13 protein-coding genes and 2 pseudogenes are annotated in these 15,995 nt (G+C 35.8%); 10 read left to right on the top strand and 5 right to left on the bottom strand.

Translation table 11 applies throughout. The annotated features are described in order from the left end of the window. Positions 1-106: 106 nt before the first annotated feature. Both ACO05S_RS00480 and ACO05S_RS00475 read right to left on the bottom strand, forming a co-directional pair. Positions 107-1,003, bottom strand: coding sequence for a prephenate dehydrogenase (locus ACO05S_RS00480; protein WP_421919589.1), 897 nt, complete (start codon positions 1,001-1,003; stop codon positions 107-109). Positions 1,004-1,007: 4 nt separating this feature from the next. Continuing rightward, a complete protein-coding gene (locus ACO05S_RS00475) occupies positions 1,008-2,171 on the bottom strand; it encodes a pyridoxal phosphate-dependent aminotransferase (protein ID WP_421919588.1) in 1,164 nt (387 codons plus the stop codon). A gap of 936 nt (positions 2,172-3,107) precedes the next feature. Here ACO05S_RS00475 and ACO05S_RS00470 point away from each other — a divergent pair. The 7 genes and pseudogenes from ACO05S_RS00470 (at position 3,108) to trpA (ending at position 9,657) form a co-directional block, all read left to right on the top strand. Continuing rightward, the gene (locus ACO05S_RS00470; RefSeq protein ID WP_421919587.1) at positions 3,108-4,508 is read left to right on the top strand and encodes an anthranilate synthase component I family protein; all 1,401 of its coding nucleotides are present in this window, start codon (positions 3,108-3,110) and stop codon (positions 4,506-4,508) included. A 3-nt stretch (positions 4,509-4,511) separates the two neighbouring features. Further along, entirely contained in the window at positions 4,512-5,081 is a 570-nt protein-coding gene (locus tag ACO05S_RS00465; RefSeq protein WP_421919586.1) for an anthranilate synthase component II, read from the top strand. Between the two features lie 30 nt (positions 5,082-5,111). After that, positions 5,112-6,098 carry an anthranilate phosphoribosyltransferase gene (trpD, locus tag ACO05S_RS00460; protein WP_421919585.1) on the top strand — a complete coding sequence of 329 codons (987 nt, stop codon included), beginning with the start codon at positions 5,112-5,114 and terminating at the stop codon, positions 6,096-6,098. Between the two features lie 3 nt (positions 6,099-6,101). Then, on the top strand, positions 6,102-6,899 hold the full coding sequence (trpC, locus tag ACO05S_RS00455) for an indole-3-glycerol phosphate synthase TrpC (RefSeq protein WP_421919584.1): 798 nt from the start codon (positions 6,102-6,104) through the stop codon (positions 6,897-6,899). Between the two features lie 52 nt (positions 6,900-6,951). Next, positions 6,952-7,548 (top strand): annotated as a pseudogene (locus ACO05S_RS00450) (phosphoribosylanthranilate isomerase); the annotation flags it as partial. A gap of 30 nt (positions 7,549-7,578) precedes the next feature. Beyond that, complete coding sequence (trpB, locus tag ACO05S_RS00445; RefSeq protein WP_421921265.1) at positions 7,579-8,763, top strand: tryptophan synthase subunit beta; 1,185 nt, start codon at positions 7,579-7,581, stop codon at positions 8,761-8,763. 144 nt (positions 8,764-8,907) lie between these two features. Continuing rightward, entirely contained in the window at positions 8,908-9,657 is a 750-nt protein-coding gene (gene trpA / locus ACO05S_RS00440) for a tryptophan synthase subunit alpha (protein ID WP_421919583.1), read from the top strand. Between the two features lie 177 nt (positions 9,658-9,834). Here trpA and ACO05S_RS00435 read toward each other — a convergent pair whose 3' ends face one another. Next, a complete protein-coding gene (locus ACO05S_RS00435) occupies positions 9,835-10,383 on the bottom strand; it encodes a transposase (protein WP_421921264.1) in 549 nt (182 codons plus the stop codon). 68 nt (positions 10,384-10,451) lie between these two features. On the opposite strand from ACO05S_RS00435, the pseudogene ACO05S_RS00430 reads away from it, so the two are divergent. After that, positions 10,452-10,811 (top strand): annotated as a pseudogene (locus ACO05S_RS00430) (transposase); the annotation flags it as partial. A 539-nt stretch (positions 10,812-11,350) separates the two neighbouring features. Next, positions 11,351-11,977: a transposase gene (locus ACO05S_RS00425; RefSeq protein ID WP_421919582.1), complete on the top strand. Its 627-nt coding sequence runs from the start codon at positions 11,351-11,353 to the stop codon at positions 11,975-11,977. Positions 11,978-12,074: 97 nt separating this feature from the next. Here the strand turns inward: ACO05S_RS00425 and ACO05S_RS00420 are convergent, their stop codons facing one another. Next, positions 12,075-12,554 (bottom strand): transposase, encoded by a 480-nt coding sequence (locus ACO05S_RS00420; RefSeq protein WP_421919581.1) that lies wholly within the window; start codon positions 12,552-12,554, stop codon positions 12,075-12,077. 1,394 nt (positions 12,555-13,948) lie between these two features. Between ACO05S_RS00420 and ACO05S_RS00415 the strand changes: the two genes are divergently transcribed. Further along, entirely contained in the window at positions 13,949-14,866 is a 918-nt protein-coding gene (locus tag ACO05S_RS00415) for a carboxypeptidase-like regulatory domain-containing protein (RefSeq protein WP_421919580.1), read from the top strand. A 637-nt stretch (positions 14,867-15,503) separates the two neighbouring features. Here ACO05S_RS00415 and ACO05S_RS00410 read toward each other — a convergent pair. After that, positions 15,504-15,836 carry a hypothetical protein gene (locus tag ACO05S_RS00410; protein ID WP_421919579.1) on the bottom strand — a complete coding sequence of 111 codons (333 nt, stop codon included), beginning with the start codon at positions 15,834-15,836 and terminating at the stop codon, positions 15,504-15,506. Between the last annotated feature and the right edge of the window lie 159 nt (positions 15,837-15,995).

Genomic DNA, 15,995 nt, shown 5'->3' with positions numbered 1-15,995 from the left:
TTTCGAGTGATTAAAAATTTGGTGTAATATTAATTTCAGATTGTATTCTGTTAATGTATTTTAAATGATTAGTTAAAGGCTTTAATTGATTTCTTTTGCTTTTTTTCTATGCTCTTCTTTTCTTTTTTGCCTTTTTTATGGTTTCAGCTTCATTGCGTTCTTTTTCATCCAAAACTCTGCTAATATCGTTTGCTTCATGGATTAAATTGTCGACACCAGCCAAATCATCAGCTTCAATTTTGTCTTTAAATTCTTGCAATGTATCAATGTATTTTTGAAGAACTTTGCTAAGATTTTTCTTGTTCTGGTTGAAAATAGGAGTCCACATTTCGGCCGAACTTTTTGCCAATCGAACCGTGGAGTCGAAACCACCACTTGCCAATTCAAAAATGTGTTTGTCTTTCTTTTCCTTTTGCAATACGGTAATGGAAAGTGCAAATGCACTGATGTGCGAAAGATGAGAAACATAGGCTGCTTGTCTGTCATGTACCTCTGCATCCATGTACACACATCGCATTTGTAAGGTATGAAACATGTCAGTAATCATGTTAACGGCATCTTTATCCGAGTCTTCAGGATTACAAATAATAGAACATTTGCCATCAAACAGTCCTGCATGTGCTGCTTTCGGACCAGAGAATTCGGTTCCTGCCATTGGGTGAGCCGGAACATACTGCTTTCTTTTGGGATGATCTGCTATTGATTCTATCAATTGTTCCTTGGTCGATCCCAAATCGGTTACAATTTGCTGATCTACCATATCCATGATTTGAGGCATTGCTTTAATGCACGCATTTACAGGTATGGCAAGAATAACCAAATGCGATGATTCAACGGCCGTTTTCAAATCCTGAATCTCATCTGTCAAACCTAGCTTTTTTGCCTGATGCGCATGCATAGGATTATTATCAACCCCAATTATCTTGCTGGCAAATCCTCGTTGCTTTAGGTCTAAAGCAATCGACCCTCCAATTAATCCTAACCCTATTACTGAAACTATCATTGTTTTATTTTTTTCTTAATTTTTTGATACGTTGAATTGCGTCATTAATTACAGATTCACTGCTGCATAAAGAAATTCTGATATATCTTTTTCCCTGTTCTCCAAAAATTCCTCCAGGAGTAATAAATACCTTCGCTTGTTTTAATATTTCATCACTCAATTCGTAACAATCGCTGCATTGATCGGGAATTGAAGCCCAAACAAACATTCCAGTCTGATTGGCACTTGGCTTACAATTAATCAAGTTCATTAATGAAAACACCAGTTCTCTTCTGTTTTTATAAACCTGATTGATGGATTCGTACCAGCTTTTGTCATGGCTTAATGCTTTAATAGCAGCTTTCTGAACCGGATAGAACATTCCTGAATCCATATTGGTTTTTACCTTTAAAACAGGTGCAAGAAGCTCTTTGCTTCCGCAGATCATTCCTACTCTCCATCCTGGCATATTGTGTGACTTGCTTAAAGAGTTTAACTCAAGGCAACAATCTTTAGCACCTTCTACGCTCATGATGCTCACAGGTTGATCATTGAGTATAAAACTGTACGGATTATCATTTACAATCAATACTTCGTGCTTTCTGCCAAATGCAACAATCTTTTCCAACAATTCTTTACTCGCTCTTGCTCCTGTTGGCATATGTGGATAATTGATCCACATCATTTTTACCTTCGTTAAATCTCTTTTTTCCAATTCATCAAGATCTGGTTGCCAGTTTTGTTCTTCACTAAGTGGATAAGAAATGATTTTACCTCCTAGTAAATTTGTTACCGACTTATAGGTGGGATAGGAAGGATCTGCAATTAAAACTTCATCACCTTCGTTCAGGTAGGCCAAAGAGGTGATCATGATGCCTTCTTTTGAACCCATAAGAGGAAGAACTTCATTATCCGGATTGATATCTGCATCAAAGTAAGTTTTATACCATTCCGAAAATCCTTGGCGCAGTGCAGGAATTCCTTGGTAGCTTTGGTATCCATGACTTTTGGGATGAATACAGGCTTCTTTCAATGTATTCCAGGTGTCTTCCGAGGGAGTCATGTCAGGATCACCAATGCCAAGGTTTAAAACTTTTACTTCACCCTTGTTCATGCGAGCAATCTCCTTTAGTTTTATCGAAAAGTAATACTCTTTAATAACATGGGTTCTGTTAGCTGGTTGAATCATTTCAATTGTTTGTTAAAATTTTGGTTTTGCATATTCAAAAAAAATCCTGCTCTTTTCAGGCAGGATTTTTTATACTTTTTTATTTGAGTTATGGTATAAGGCATCCCGCCCGATTTGTGATAAACCAGAAATAATAAAAGTAAAATCGGTATGTAAATGCTTTGTTACTCATTCTTCAATATATTTAAAAAAAGGTCTTACCTGTTGGGCAAGACCTTTGATTTATTTTTTTCGTATTATTACATATCAATTCTTGCCCTTATCTTGTTGGATAAAAGTAAAACCAAAAATAGAAATAGTTAGAAGTGTATGTAGATACTGTTTTCATTACTGTTTTGAACGTTTATTCTCTGTCAAATGTAGGAATTAATTTTTTACTTGCAAATTTAAATCAATCGCTTAATGTAATGTTAACGTTTGGTTGGATGAATCTAGCTCATTCTTTTGCCTGTAAAAACAGGGGTGTAGCCTTCGATAGGAAAAAATAGTTTTCTAGGAATAGTATTATTGGATATTGGGGGTGGTAATGAAAAAAAAGTGCTTTTTATTACTTTATCCCTTTTAGGATAAGGTGTTGGGTAAATAATATAAAAGTGGGATTAGGAATAAAAAATTAATAAAAAAGACACATTTGTTTTAAAGTGCAACACTTATAGGCTATGCAGGGGTTTTTATGGGTATAAAATTAAAAAAAATTGAAAACTAGCGTTTGGATATTGAAAAAATAATTCATTAGATTTGTGAAGACAAAAACAGAAAAAATGTTCGGATTGAATAATAAATATTGGTGGTGGCACATCTGTAATCTCTCAAATATCATGAGCAGAAGTGTCCTCCGTATGTGCTAAATTCAATAGAAGGAAAAGATAAAGCAAGCGGCCTACTGAAACTCAGTAGGTCGCTTTTTTTGTATCAATTTGTAAATAACTATTAGTCATGATAAGATTTAAGTACCTAAAAAAAGAAATGCTTGCCGATGTTATCACTCCTGTAAGTATGTATCTAAAGCTTCGAGATCGTTTTCCTGGAGCCATTCTTTTAGAGAGCTCTGATTATCATATCCCTGAGAATGCAAGTTCATTTATTGCTTTAGAACCAATTGCAAACATTCAATTAAATGATGGAGATCTGATTGAAGAGGTTTTCGGAAACAAGCAACAAATTGATGCCAGAGGAAAAGGCAAAAGATTTGTTTCAGATCGATTGAAGGCATTTGTGAATCAATTCGATTTGGAAGACAGTGAAAATGTAAGCAAAGCAAATGCACTGTTTGGTTACAATGCTTACGATTCAGTCCCTTTTTTCGAAGATTTAGAGTTTAATTTAAATAAGAAACAGTCTGGAATTCCACAGATGAGATATTCTCTATATCGTTTCATCATCGAAGTAAATCATTTTAACAACACTTTAAAACTTGTTGAGTTAGTGGAGAATGGAAATGAGTCTAGATTGAGAGAAGTTTCAGACTTGTTGAGAAACAGGAATTTACCAGCTTTTCGGTTTTCGTTGGAAGGAGAAGAACGGTCGAATATGACTGATCAGGCCTACAAAAATATGGTAAGTAAGGGAAAACAGCATTGCAGAAGAGGCGATGTTTTTCAGATTGTTTTGTCAAGACAGTTTTCTCAAGACTATAAAGGTGATGATTTTAATTTGTATCGTGCCTTACGATCTATTAATCCGTCACCTTATTTGTTTTATTTCGACTATGGATCATACCGTATTATGGGTTCTTCACCTGAAGCTCAAATTGAGATCCAAAACAAGAAAGCTTACATCCATCCAATTGCCGGAACTTTTAGAAGAACTGGAGATTCGATAAAAGATGCAGCTTTGGCTGAGGAATTGATTAAGGATGAAAAAGAGAAGAGTGAACATGTGATGTTGGTAGACCTTGCTCGAAACGACTTGAGTCGTAATGCGCAAAACATTAAAGTAGAAACCTTTTGCGAGGTGCAATATTTTTCGCATGTAATTCACCTAGTGTCGAAAGTATCCGGGGAATTGCCTGATGATTATAATGCATTCCGCTTGATGGGCGATACTTTCCCTGCAGGAACTTTATCAGGAGCACCAAAATATCGTGCCATGCAATTGATTGATGATTATGAACCAACAGCACGAGGTTTTTATGGTGGTTGCATTGGTGCGCTTGGCTTTAATGGAGAAGTAAATCAGGCCATCATGATTCGTAGTTTCCTAAGTAAGAATAACACGCTTTATTATCAAGCTGGAGCGGGAGTAGTTGAGAAATCAAGCGAGGAGAATGAGTTAAACGAGGTAGGTAACAAGCTGGCAGCTTTGCGTAAAGCAATGGAATTGGCTCAAAACATATAAGTTATGAAGATATTGGTATTAGATAATTACGATTCGTTCACCTACAATTTGGTAGAATATCTGCGAAAGCTTGGTGCTGAAGATATTGATGTGTATCGTAACAGAGAAATTGAATTAAAGGATGTGGACAAATACGATAAGATTTTGTTGTCACCTGGTCCGGGAATACCTGATGAGGCTGGGATTTTAAAAGATTTGATTACTGAATATGCGGGAAGTAAATCTATTTTGGGTGTTTGTTTGGGAGAGCAGGCCATTGCTGAAGTGTTTGGTGGTAGCATCGAGAATCTGAATATTGTGTATCATGGGGTGTCGACTTCGGTTTTTCGCACAGATGTTGATGGAGTAGTGCTGAAGGGAATTGACAAAGAATTTCAGGCAGGAAGATATCACTCTTGGAATGTAGTGGAAAAAGATTTACCAGACTGTTTAAAGGTTACATGCCGTGATTCGGAGGGTGCAATTATGGGAATCCGCCATAAAGAATATGATGTTGAGGGAGTACAATTTCACCCTGAATCGGTACTCACACCAGATGGTATGAAAATGATCGCAAATTGGATCAATTCTTAATCTCAAGTCTTACATCTCATGTCTATAAAAATGAAAAATATACTACAATATCTTTTCGAACACAAAAGCTTAAAAAGAGAAGAAGCTAAGGAGGTTTTGATACAGATTGCAAAAGGGGAGTTTAATGAGTTTCAAATTACTTCTTTCCTCACTGTGTTTATGATGCGAAGCATTACGGTTGAAGAACTGACTGGTTTTCGTGAGGCATTGCTTGAACTCGTTATTCCTGTTGACTTATCGGAATATAAGGGAGTAGATTTGTGCGGAACAGGTGGCGATGGCAAAAATACTTTCAACATCTCAACATTGGCTTCGTTTATTGTAGCTGGAGCAGGTGAAATGGTAACCAAGCATGGGAACTATGGTGTGTCTTCCTTCTGTGGATCATCTAATGTTATAGAGTATTTGGGTTACGAATTTAAAAGTAAGGAGGAAGATTTGAAAAGAGACTTGGATAAAGCTGGAATTTGCTTTTTGCATGCTCCTTTATTTAATCCTGCTATGAAGAATATTGCCCCCATTCGTCGTAACCTAGGAGTGCGTACGTTCTTTAATATGTTGGGTCCACTAGTGAATCCTTCAAGACCTAAACATCAGATTGTGGGGGTGTTCGATTTGGAATTGGCTCGACTATACCAGTATTTGTTACAGCAAACAGATTCAAAATATACCATCATTCATGGTATTGACGGTTATGATGAGATTTCCTTAACAGATAAGGTAAAATTGATTGGTAATGGTTTGGAGGAATTATTGGAACCTGCAGATTTCAAACATAGAAAGTTGGAACCTGCAGAATTGTACGGAGGAGAGACGGTAGAACAGGCAGCTCAAATTTTTACCAATATACTGAAAGGAGAAGGGACAGAGGCGCAGAATGCTGTGGTGACCAGGAATGCTGGTTTGGCAATTCATTGTTTGCATCCTGAATTAAGCAGGGAAGATGCTATAACAAGAGCAGTTGAGTCCTTGGAGTCGCGAAAAGCATACAAGGTGTTGAAGAAATTAACAAATTAGAAAATGAGCACAAAAGGGAATATATTAGATCGAATTGTTCAGAAAAAGCTGGCAGAGGTGGCTCTTCAGAAAATGAAACAGCCCATTTACCAAATTATGAGCGAGGAGAATTTCAAGCGTAAGTGTTATTCGGCTAAAGAATCGATCACGAAAATTGGAGCTTCTGGTGTAATAGCTGAATTTAAGCGTCGGTCACCTTCAAGAGGTGTGATTAATGGTAATGTTACTCCCAATGAAGTATTTGGGAAATATCAGGCAGCAGGAGTTTCAATGGTTTCTGTTTTAACCGATGAAAGTTTCTTTGGAGCGAAAACAGAAGATTTTGAAACGGCAAGAAAAACCCTGCAAATTCCTCTATTGCGTAAGGAGTTTATCGTAGATCCTTACCAGATTTATCAATCGAAAGCCATGGGAGCAGATGTGATTCTTCTGATTGCTGCCATTCTCACACTGCAGCGATGTAAGGATTTTGCATTCCTTGCAAAGGAATTGGGCATGGAAGTGCTGCTTGAACTCCAGGACGAATCGGAATTGGAGCATGTAAATAAATTTGTTGATTTGGTTGGGATCAACAACCGAAACCTAAAGACTTTTGTTGTGGATATTAATAAATCTATTCAATTGGCCGATAAGCTGCCCGAAGATGTGATTCGTGTGGCCGAAAGCGGTTTGGGCAGTTCCGATATCGTGAAAAAAATGAGAGAGAAAGGATTTCAAGCATTCCTGATGGGTGAATACTTCATGAAACAAACTTCGCCCGGAGATGCATGTCATGAATTCATCAACGAAATATCGTTTTAGTGTTACTCCATAGGTGTTCGACAAATGTTCCTCAATAAAAAATTAAAGAGCAATGAAAATCAAAGTTTGTGGATTAAAATATAGCAATAATATTAAGGAGTTGGCACACTTGCCAATCGATTATGCAGGTTTTATCTTCTATCCAAAATCACCAAGATATGTAGGAGCAGAATTTGATACCTCTATCCCTGCCACACTTCCAAAAAGTATTCGTAAAGTTGGGGTTTTTGTGAACGAAGAATTGGAATCTTTATTGGAAAAAGGAGAGAAGTACAAGCTGGATGCCATGCAGTTACATGGCGGTGAATCGGTTGAATACTGCAAAAAAGTAAAAGATGCAGGTTATGAGGTGCTAAAAGCCTTTCAGATGAATAATGGCTTTCAGTTTAATACTTTTAAAGAATACGAAACAGTTTGTGATTACTTTTTGTTCGATACCAAAACAAGAAACTACGGAGGCAGTGGAAGAAAATTCAATTGGGAGATTTTGAAAAACTATAAAGGTATTACACCATTTTTTCTGAGCGGTGGAATAGGAGGGCAAGATGCAGAGCAAATCAAGCAATTATTTCACGAAAGGCTTTATGCGTTGGATCTGAACTCTTGCTTCGAGTTGCAACCGGCGAAGAAAAATGCCGATCAGTTGGAGGTATTTCTTAATAAATTAGAATTGAATGATATGAACAAAAATGAATATGCAGTTGACGAAAGAGGATATTACGGTGAGTTCGGAGGAGCTTATATCCCCGAGTTATTGCGAAAGAATGTAAATGAACTGCAAGAGAATTACTTAAAGATATTATCTTCGGAGCAATTTAAGAAGGATTACGCCCGCTTGTTGAATAACTATGTTGGCCGTCCTACGCCTTTGACAAAAGCAGGAAATCTTTCGAAGAGATACGGAACCAATATCTACCTGAAGCGAGAAGATTTAACCCATACGGGTGCGCACAAAATAAACAATACCATTGGTCAGATTTTGTTGGCAAAGCACATGGGTAAGAAAAGAATTATTGCTGAAACCGGAGCTGGGCAGCATGGTGTGGCCACCGCTACGGTTTGTGCTTTGTTCGGGCTGCAATGTGTAGTATATATGGGAGCATTGGATGTTAAACGACAAGCTCCCAATGTGGCTCGAATGAAAATGTTGGGAGCAAAGGTTATTCCGGCCACTTCGGGCAATCAAACCTTGAAAGATGCTACCAACGAAGCTATTCGGGATTGGATTGCGAATCCAGCATCCTTTTATCTGATTGGCTCTGTTGTTGGCCCGCATCCTTATCCTGATTTGGTAACTCGCTTACAATCGATTATTTCAGAGGAAATTCGTGAGCAGTTGCTAAAAGAGACAGGAAATTTCAATCCAAATTATGTAATTGCTTGTGTAGGTGGCGGAAGCAATGCTGCCGGAGCTTTCTATCATTACTTAAATGAGAAAAAGGTGAAACTTGTGGCTGTTGAAGCGTCAGGTTTGGGTGTTGAAAGTGGTGAAACGTCTGCAACCATTACCATTGGTGATATCGGTTTTATCCACGGAAGTAAAACCATGTTAATGCAGGATGATGACGGGCAAATTACCGAACCATATTCCATTTCGGCAGGTTTAGATTATCCTGGTGTCGGACCCTTACACGCTCATTTGGCAGTTTCGGGAAGAGCACAGTTTTTGTCCGCCACCGATGAAGAAGCACTGAATGCCGCAAAATTATTGGCAGAATCAGAAGGCATTATCCCTGCTCTTGAATCGGCGCATGCATTGGCAGTATTGGAAAAATTGCAGTTCAAGAAAGGGGATGTTGTTGTTGTCAATCTATCGGGAAGAGGAGATAAGGACATGGAAACTTACATGAAACAACTAGCTTAATAACGTTTTAAGAAATATATCCATTTTAAATCTCTCTTTTTATGGAATCCGTTTAAGCCTCTTAAAAGTTGCGTTTAGAAAAGATCCTTAAAGTGGGCTTAAGGTTAGAACTATTCAAAATTATAAAAAAATGCAATTTAAGATATGAATCGAATCGATCAATTATTTCAAAATAAACAAAAGGATATCCTATCAATCTATTTTCCTGCCGGATATCCTAAACTGGAAGACACCATTCCTTGCTTACAACTTTTACAAAATAAAGCTGTTGACTTGGTTGAGATTGGTATTCCATTTTCAGATCCTTTGGCCGATGGACCAGTAATTCAAATAGCAGCTAAACAAGCTTTGGATAATGGTATGAACTTACAGCTTTTGTTTGATCAGCTAAAAGATGTTCGAAAAACCATTACAATTCCTTTGATATTAATGGGCTACTGGAATACCGTATTTAAGTTTGGTGTTGATGCTTTTTTGGAGCACTGTCAAAAAGTAGGAATTGATGGCCTTATCTTGCCTGATTTGCCTTTGGAGGAATACGAGGAAGACTACAAAGCAAAATTCGAAGCAGCCGGAATTCACAATATTTTGCTGGTAACACCACAAACCACTGATAAACGTTTGGCTACAATCCGGAAATCTGCAAGAGGGTTTCTTTACATGGTTTCAGCGGCTGCCACAACAGGAGGAGCTTTGCACGTCAGCAAAGAACGTGAGGCTTATTTCAAGAAAATTGCAGCTCTTGATATTCCATCATTAGTTGGTTTTGGAATTCAAGACAAGGCAAGTTTCCAACTTGTATCAAGCTTTTCAAATGGTGCCATTATTGGAACAGCCTTCATTAAGGCTTTGGAAAAAGGAAAAGCGATTAGATTTCTAGAAACATTAGGCTGAAGAACTAAGCTAAATATTTAATTTCTTATGCTAATAACCAATATTTGCTATTAACTGTTTTAATTTAATTGCTACTTCATGATTAGATAGTTGATTTTGTACTTTAGAAGTGTCCTCAAGTTCAACTAAAAAGTCTTTTTCACTTTTAAGCATATACAAATTGTCATTGGTGGGCGATTAAAACCCACTGATTATTAATTGTTTATTATTTAGTTCTTTGACATTTTTGCAATCGTATTTGGTAAGCACCTCTCTTACAGGAGTTTTGTCGAGTAGAGATATGCTAAGGATTTGTAGTATTTCGTAGATTGAGCGGTCAACTTTCAATCTGTTACCAATTATGGCAACAAGACAGTAGGCGATGATCGCACAATACATTTGGATTTTTACAGCATTAATAGTTGTTCCCCAAAAGGATTTTATCTTAAGGTGTTGTTTCATCCACTTGAAAAACAGCTCTACCTCCCAGCGTTTTTTATACAGATAAGCGACTTCAGTAGGTTCAAGTTCCATGTTGTTGGTAAGGAAAATTAGCTCCTTATCCGTTTCACAATCATAGTACTTGATTCGCCGAAGCTTTTCTGGGTAGTCCCTGCTTGGGTAGTAGGATTCCAGCTTACCGATTTGATCGTATTTTACTCCGGTTGATTTGTCAACCGAACTGGAATACATTCTTTTAAATCGCATATTATTTTTCGCTCGTGTGCCTGTTGCACAACTCTTGATAACTTGTTTATAAAACTAACAATAATAACTTTACTTAGCAATGATAATAGCTTAACTTGTAAATAAAAATGCAAGGAAAGAAACTTTACCAAGAGAAGTTATTTTCCAGCTTTCAACTCTCCGGAAGAGTTCCTGAAAATAATTTCTATCGAAGATTAAGATCAGTTTTATATTTATCCTTTTTATACAAAAAGGCTCAAGCTTACTACGGGAAATGTGGACAGAAGAGCATTGATCCTGTTGTTTTTTATAAACTCTGTTTAGTTGGGTATTTAGAAAATATCATAAGTGACAGACAGTTAATTGAACACTGCTCCATGCGATTGGATATCCTATTTTTCTTAGGATTTGATATCGATGAGCAATTGCCATGGCACAGTACTTTAAGCAGAACAAGACAACTGTTTCCCGAAAAGATATTTGAAGAGGTTTTTACTCATATTTTAAGCATGTGTGTAGACAAGGGAATGGTTGCAGGTCATACTCAGGCCATGGATTCAGCACCAATAAAAGCCAATGCCAGCATGGATAGTTTGGAACTGAAAGTTCCTGAAGAACAGCTGGAGGCTTATCTTCAAAAAGCTCGCTACCAGAGTAGAGAAGATAGAAAGCCTAAAAAGAATAAGGCTTCTCGCAATCAGCAAATCATTACAGCCGATAAAAGAGAATTGCAGGAAATAAAATCCCGCAATCGTAATTGGCAAAAGAATCAGGATCAACGTCCGGGAGCTGCCAACAAAGGAGCCAAATATACCAGTAACAAAACCCATTACAGTCCAACCGATCCCGATGCAAGAATCAGCGTAAAACCTGGCAAAGCCAGAAAGCTGAATTATCTAAATAATATCAGTGTTGATACTGCCAATCATGTGATCACCGATGTAAAAGCCTACCATGCTGATAAAAAAGACAATCAATACTTGCAGGATGCCACAAAGCGTTTAAAGCGAAGACTTAAAATCAAGGCTTGTTGTGGACAACCCTTCTTGCCGATGCCGGTTACAGTAGCGGAGAAAACTATGCTTTTCTGGAAAAGGAAAACATTATCAGCTACATACCTCCACACGGAACTTACAAGGGCGGTCCCGAAGGATTTACTTTCTGTAAAGAGGAAAACTACTGGATTTGTCCCATGGGAAAGAAAGTTACTTTTCGAAAAACAAAAATGGTAACCAACTCTCTTCAGAATCATTATCTGACCAAACGAAGCGATTGCAAAAACTGTCCTATCAAGAAGAAATGCCTGGGCAAAAGCCATGAAAAACGTATCGCAATAACTGTGTATGTAGAACAGTATAAACGCAACAACAAAAGAGTGCAGAGCAAGTTCGGCAGATACATGAAAGGCAAACGGCAATCTACAGTCGAGCCTGTATTCGGAACCTTAACACAATTTATGGGACTTCGAAAAATCAACACTATAGGAATTGCCCAGGCCAATAAGGTAATGCACATGTCTGCAACAGCCTATAACCTTAAAAAACTAATGAAATTTATGAATAAAACAGCTGAAACAATGACAAATCAGGCCATTGTTCTGTTTCATTCCCTGAAGAAGTGTATTGGCTTAATTAGAGTTAATTTAAGCACTTAATAATTTAAAGCACAAGCAAAAAACACAGAAAAAACAAAGCCTTAAAAGCTTGCAAATCCGCATACTTTTATGGCTTTTATCTTATTTTTTAGAAATATTACTTGGTTGTGCAACGGTTACTTTTGTTTTTTTCCTGGGCTGTTGTGTCTATCAGAACGTCATTGGTACTTCTGATTTCATCTTTTCTGGTGTGAATAGATACTTCCAATATTTTTTCTGCTCCCTCTTCTCCGATACGTTTTCGAAAATGAACCATGTCTGAAGGATCACATGGTGGTTCCCATTGAAACTCTGCTTCTCCACAAAAGTACTGGTAATATGGATTTTGAACCCATTGTACCATAACCGTTTCATCACCTAAATTATAGATCCTTTTTAGTAACAACAGACCAACCATGGTGCGTATTGGAATACCTGGTTGACCTGTATGTGAATACAATGGACTAAAGCTATCTTCAAAATATTGCCAATCAATACGCTTTGATAAAATTATCAGTTCATGATTAGGGTTAATAATATCTTTTAGAATAGGTCGGAATAAGTTCCGTTGATTCTGATTAGGTAATGTTCCTTTCATTATTACTGCAAGATTTTTACCCAATTTACTAATAACCTTGCAATTAAACTACTCTTAAAACAAAGGTTATTCACAATTAAATGCTGATTATCAACAACATGGGACATTCTTAAGGATTAACTATATAGTTATCGATTTGTGATTCATGTTAATTGTAACCTAGGGCAAAGAGGTTGGTTCTTTGAAAACTTTACTCTGTTAAGCGCATATTTCTAATTTTAAATGCAAATTTTGTTGTATCTGTCGGAATTGTATGTTTAGATATTTTGATTAATGATAGCTTCTGAGTCTAACCACAATTTGTCAGTAGACTTGGAATCAAAAAATATTATTGTTATTACTTTGCGTTTATTCCATACGTTATATTCATTAAGTGCCGAATGTGCACATCTTTGCCCATCAATCCAACCAAATTATAAAACAACAATATCGTTTAATCTTATCGGTTATCACTTTTATTACTTGGAAATTATGAATTCTAGAAGTAAATCATTGGTGTACGACCTGATTGTTAGTTGAAAACATTTTTTAATTTTCTGAGCTGTAGTGTTTTTGAATAGACTATGCTAAATGTTTAGTTTTAAGTGCAAGATTATTGCAATACTATATGAGGTATAGTGCTTAAAATGTAAGTGCCTTTAAAGTTGATTAATGCAATTGTGAGAATTAAATTGACTAGAAACAAAAATCTTTCATAAAAGACTAAATTTTTTAAATTGATATAATTGTACATGCTTTCTGGCTTAGAACTGTAAATTAAACATTACAGTAGGATGATTGTTCAGGAAAAATCAACAATAAAGTTTGTTTTAAAATAAATTATTCCTAGATTCGTCATGTTTTTAGTTAAATAATTAATCTCAATAAGGTCATTTGATTAAAACAATTTTATAGGGGAGATTTTGAGGCGAGAGATAATATTCATCTTTTATAGGAATTATTATGTCGTACCAAAACAAATTTAAATAAGTATCATGATTTTAGCAAGGGGACAAGAATTTATGCCATTAAAACCTACTACACATAGCCTTTATTTTTTTACTGTCTAATGTGTCAACATTTAAATTTAATGGATTGCACAATAATTGAAGTGCACGAATTGCATTGTTGATAGAATCAACCTGTTTGTTGAAAGAATACAGTTCATAATTAAGAATGCAAATTCGGCTCTAAATCCCTTAATTGGCAATTAAGTGATTGTACTTGGTTCTTTTAAAGGTTTTTTTAATGCATATCCTAAGCAAAAGAGTCTCTTCAACCATGTCTGAATAATCTATTTCTTGTTGTTGTTTCTTGATAGAATTAAAGTTACGACTAACCAGATAAAAGAATTTTTTAGCGAATTGTTGATGTCTGAAACTTGCCATGTCATGATAGCAGAAAATTAATCGCTTATGTCAAAAAGAATAGATGCAAAAATCAAAAGTTATCAATTTATTAGTGATGTTTTGGCCAGTAATAGCATTTTGTTTGAATCTAATGAATCTATTAAAACACAAATTGAGAAGTTTACTAATTATGCCGCAACATTTAAAAGTATTCATTCGCAAATGAATAAACCTACACAATGGTTAACACAGGAAAAAGATGAGTTGTTTAGTGTGTTGGTTAAAAATATGGAAAAATTAAGGATTGCATTAGTATGTTATGCCAATGATAACGATAATCATGTATTGATAGATGAGGCAAAATCTCAATGTGCCAATGTGCGCCGTGAAGCGGCAGTTATAAGATTGAATAGTGCAAGAAGGATCTGTAATTTAGCGAAAGAATACGAAGCAGGTTTGGCAAGCTATGCTATAAATCCAGAATTTGTAGCGGACAATCTAAAAATTATTAAAGACATTATAAATAAGATTGAGGATAGATCAATAATTAAGACTCAAAACAAACAAAACAGAAATAAAATAGAAGATTTGATTAAAAGTATTGATGAGTTTTTAAGAGAAAAATTAGATTGGTCTATTAAAAGGTATAATGAATCGCATCCCCAAATGGTAAGTGATTATTTTTCGTCGAGAATGTTGAAAAAAGGAAATCATAATAATATTGATCTTCGTGGATACATCGTAGATAAAGAAAGTGGTTTGTCAATTCCATTTGGCAAGGTTAGTGCGGTTGGTTGTGGTTTGTACACCAAAATTAACGAAAAAGGAAACTTTACATTTAAAAAATTTCCAGAGGGTGAGTCCACCTTAAAGGTCGAGAACATCAACTACGAAACTACTGTGGTAAGTATTCGTCGTTGCAGCAACCAACATCTTCATATTAAAATTGAAATGCAGGCTCTGCCTGTTCCTCGTCCAGCATAAAAACCAGCCTGTCAGTGGTGTTGAGCCTTTGACTAAGTTTATTTGTTTTTAGGGGGAGCCAAGGCATAGTCTTGGCTCTATTTCATGCAAATTATAATATAAGTAAAAGTGTCTTGTTCAATTGGTTGGTTTCGATTTTTTACAGCGTATTCAAAGTTATTGTTGTCATAAAATAAATTTTCAGCCTTTTGATTTTATTCTTCCTTAAAAAATACCATCGTATGCTTATTAGTGGTGGTCTGAACCTAAAATTATATGTCGAATTCAGTTTAATAGGGCACAAATAGATAGTTTTGAAAAGGGGTAATTGCTTGAATTGGGAATCTAAATCACTTTCGTTTTGAGTCTCGAAATGAATCGAGGCACAAAATGCAAAACTTGAAAAGTTATCTTTCATATGTATTTTCAATGATTCTAATGAAAGTTTTGTCATTACTCTACTTCTTAAGGTCTTAACAATTTTGTTCTGGACTAGGTTTAGATAGTTCTTCTTGGTTAGTCTGCGATAAGTTCTGGGCTTTATTAAAGTAACCAAAGAGGTTTTGCAGCAAATCAATTATTCTCTTCATGTTTTCCTTGCAGTCGTGTAGAAGTTTAAGGTCTGAGGGTAGTTTATGCCAGTATTATTTTTATGCTATTATATCAAGCCTTCTTTTTCTAAAGATTCCTTCAGGGAATAATAATTTTTTAGTTTCTGTTTATTATCAAACTGATGATCGATGTCTCTAATGCGAATAGGAGCTGAAACCTCTTCGATTTTTTTGATTGTAAGGATTAGTTCATCACCTTCTTTTAAATTACATTGATCCCAATCAATATATTTGAGATCTTTTGTGTCCATGCCGTTAAAATTAAGGTTAATCGATTCCTCAATTTCGTTTTTTACCTTTGTTATGATTATGGAGAGCACTCCTTGCTGTATTAAAGCAGATGTTTCTTTTCCATTTAATTTAAGTTTGAATCCAATCATTCTATTATTTATTAGTTTGTAATGGTAGTATTTAAGTTTATTTTTCGTTTAAAAAATCGAATTAGATATGACTATGTCTCTATTTTTTTGCCTTGACTTAAATTCATAAAAGAATTTGAGTCTTATTTCTATTTATAATTATCTTAATCATGCTCGTTT

Origin of the sequence: Marinifilum sp., assembly GCF_965230805.1 — a bacterium.
Classification (GTDB): domain Bacteria; phylum Bacteroidota; class Bacteroidia; order Bacteroidales; family Marinifilaceae; genus Marinifilum.
The sequence above is the reverse complement of the archived record's forward strand: the minus strand, read 5'-3'. Positions and strand labels throughout refer to the sequence as shown.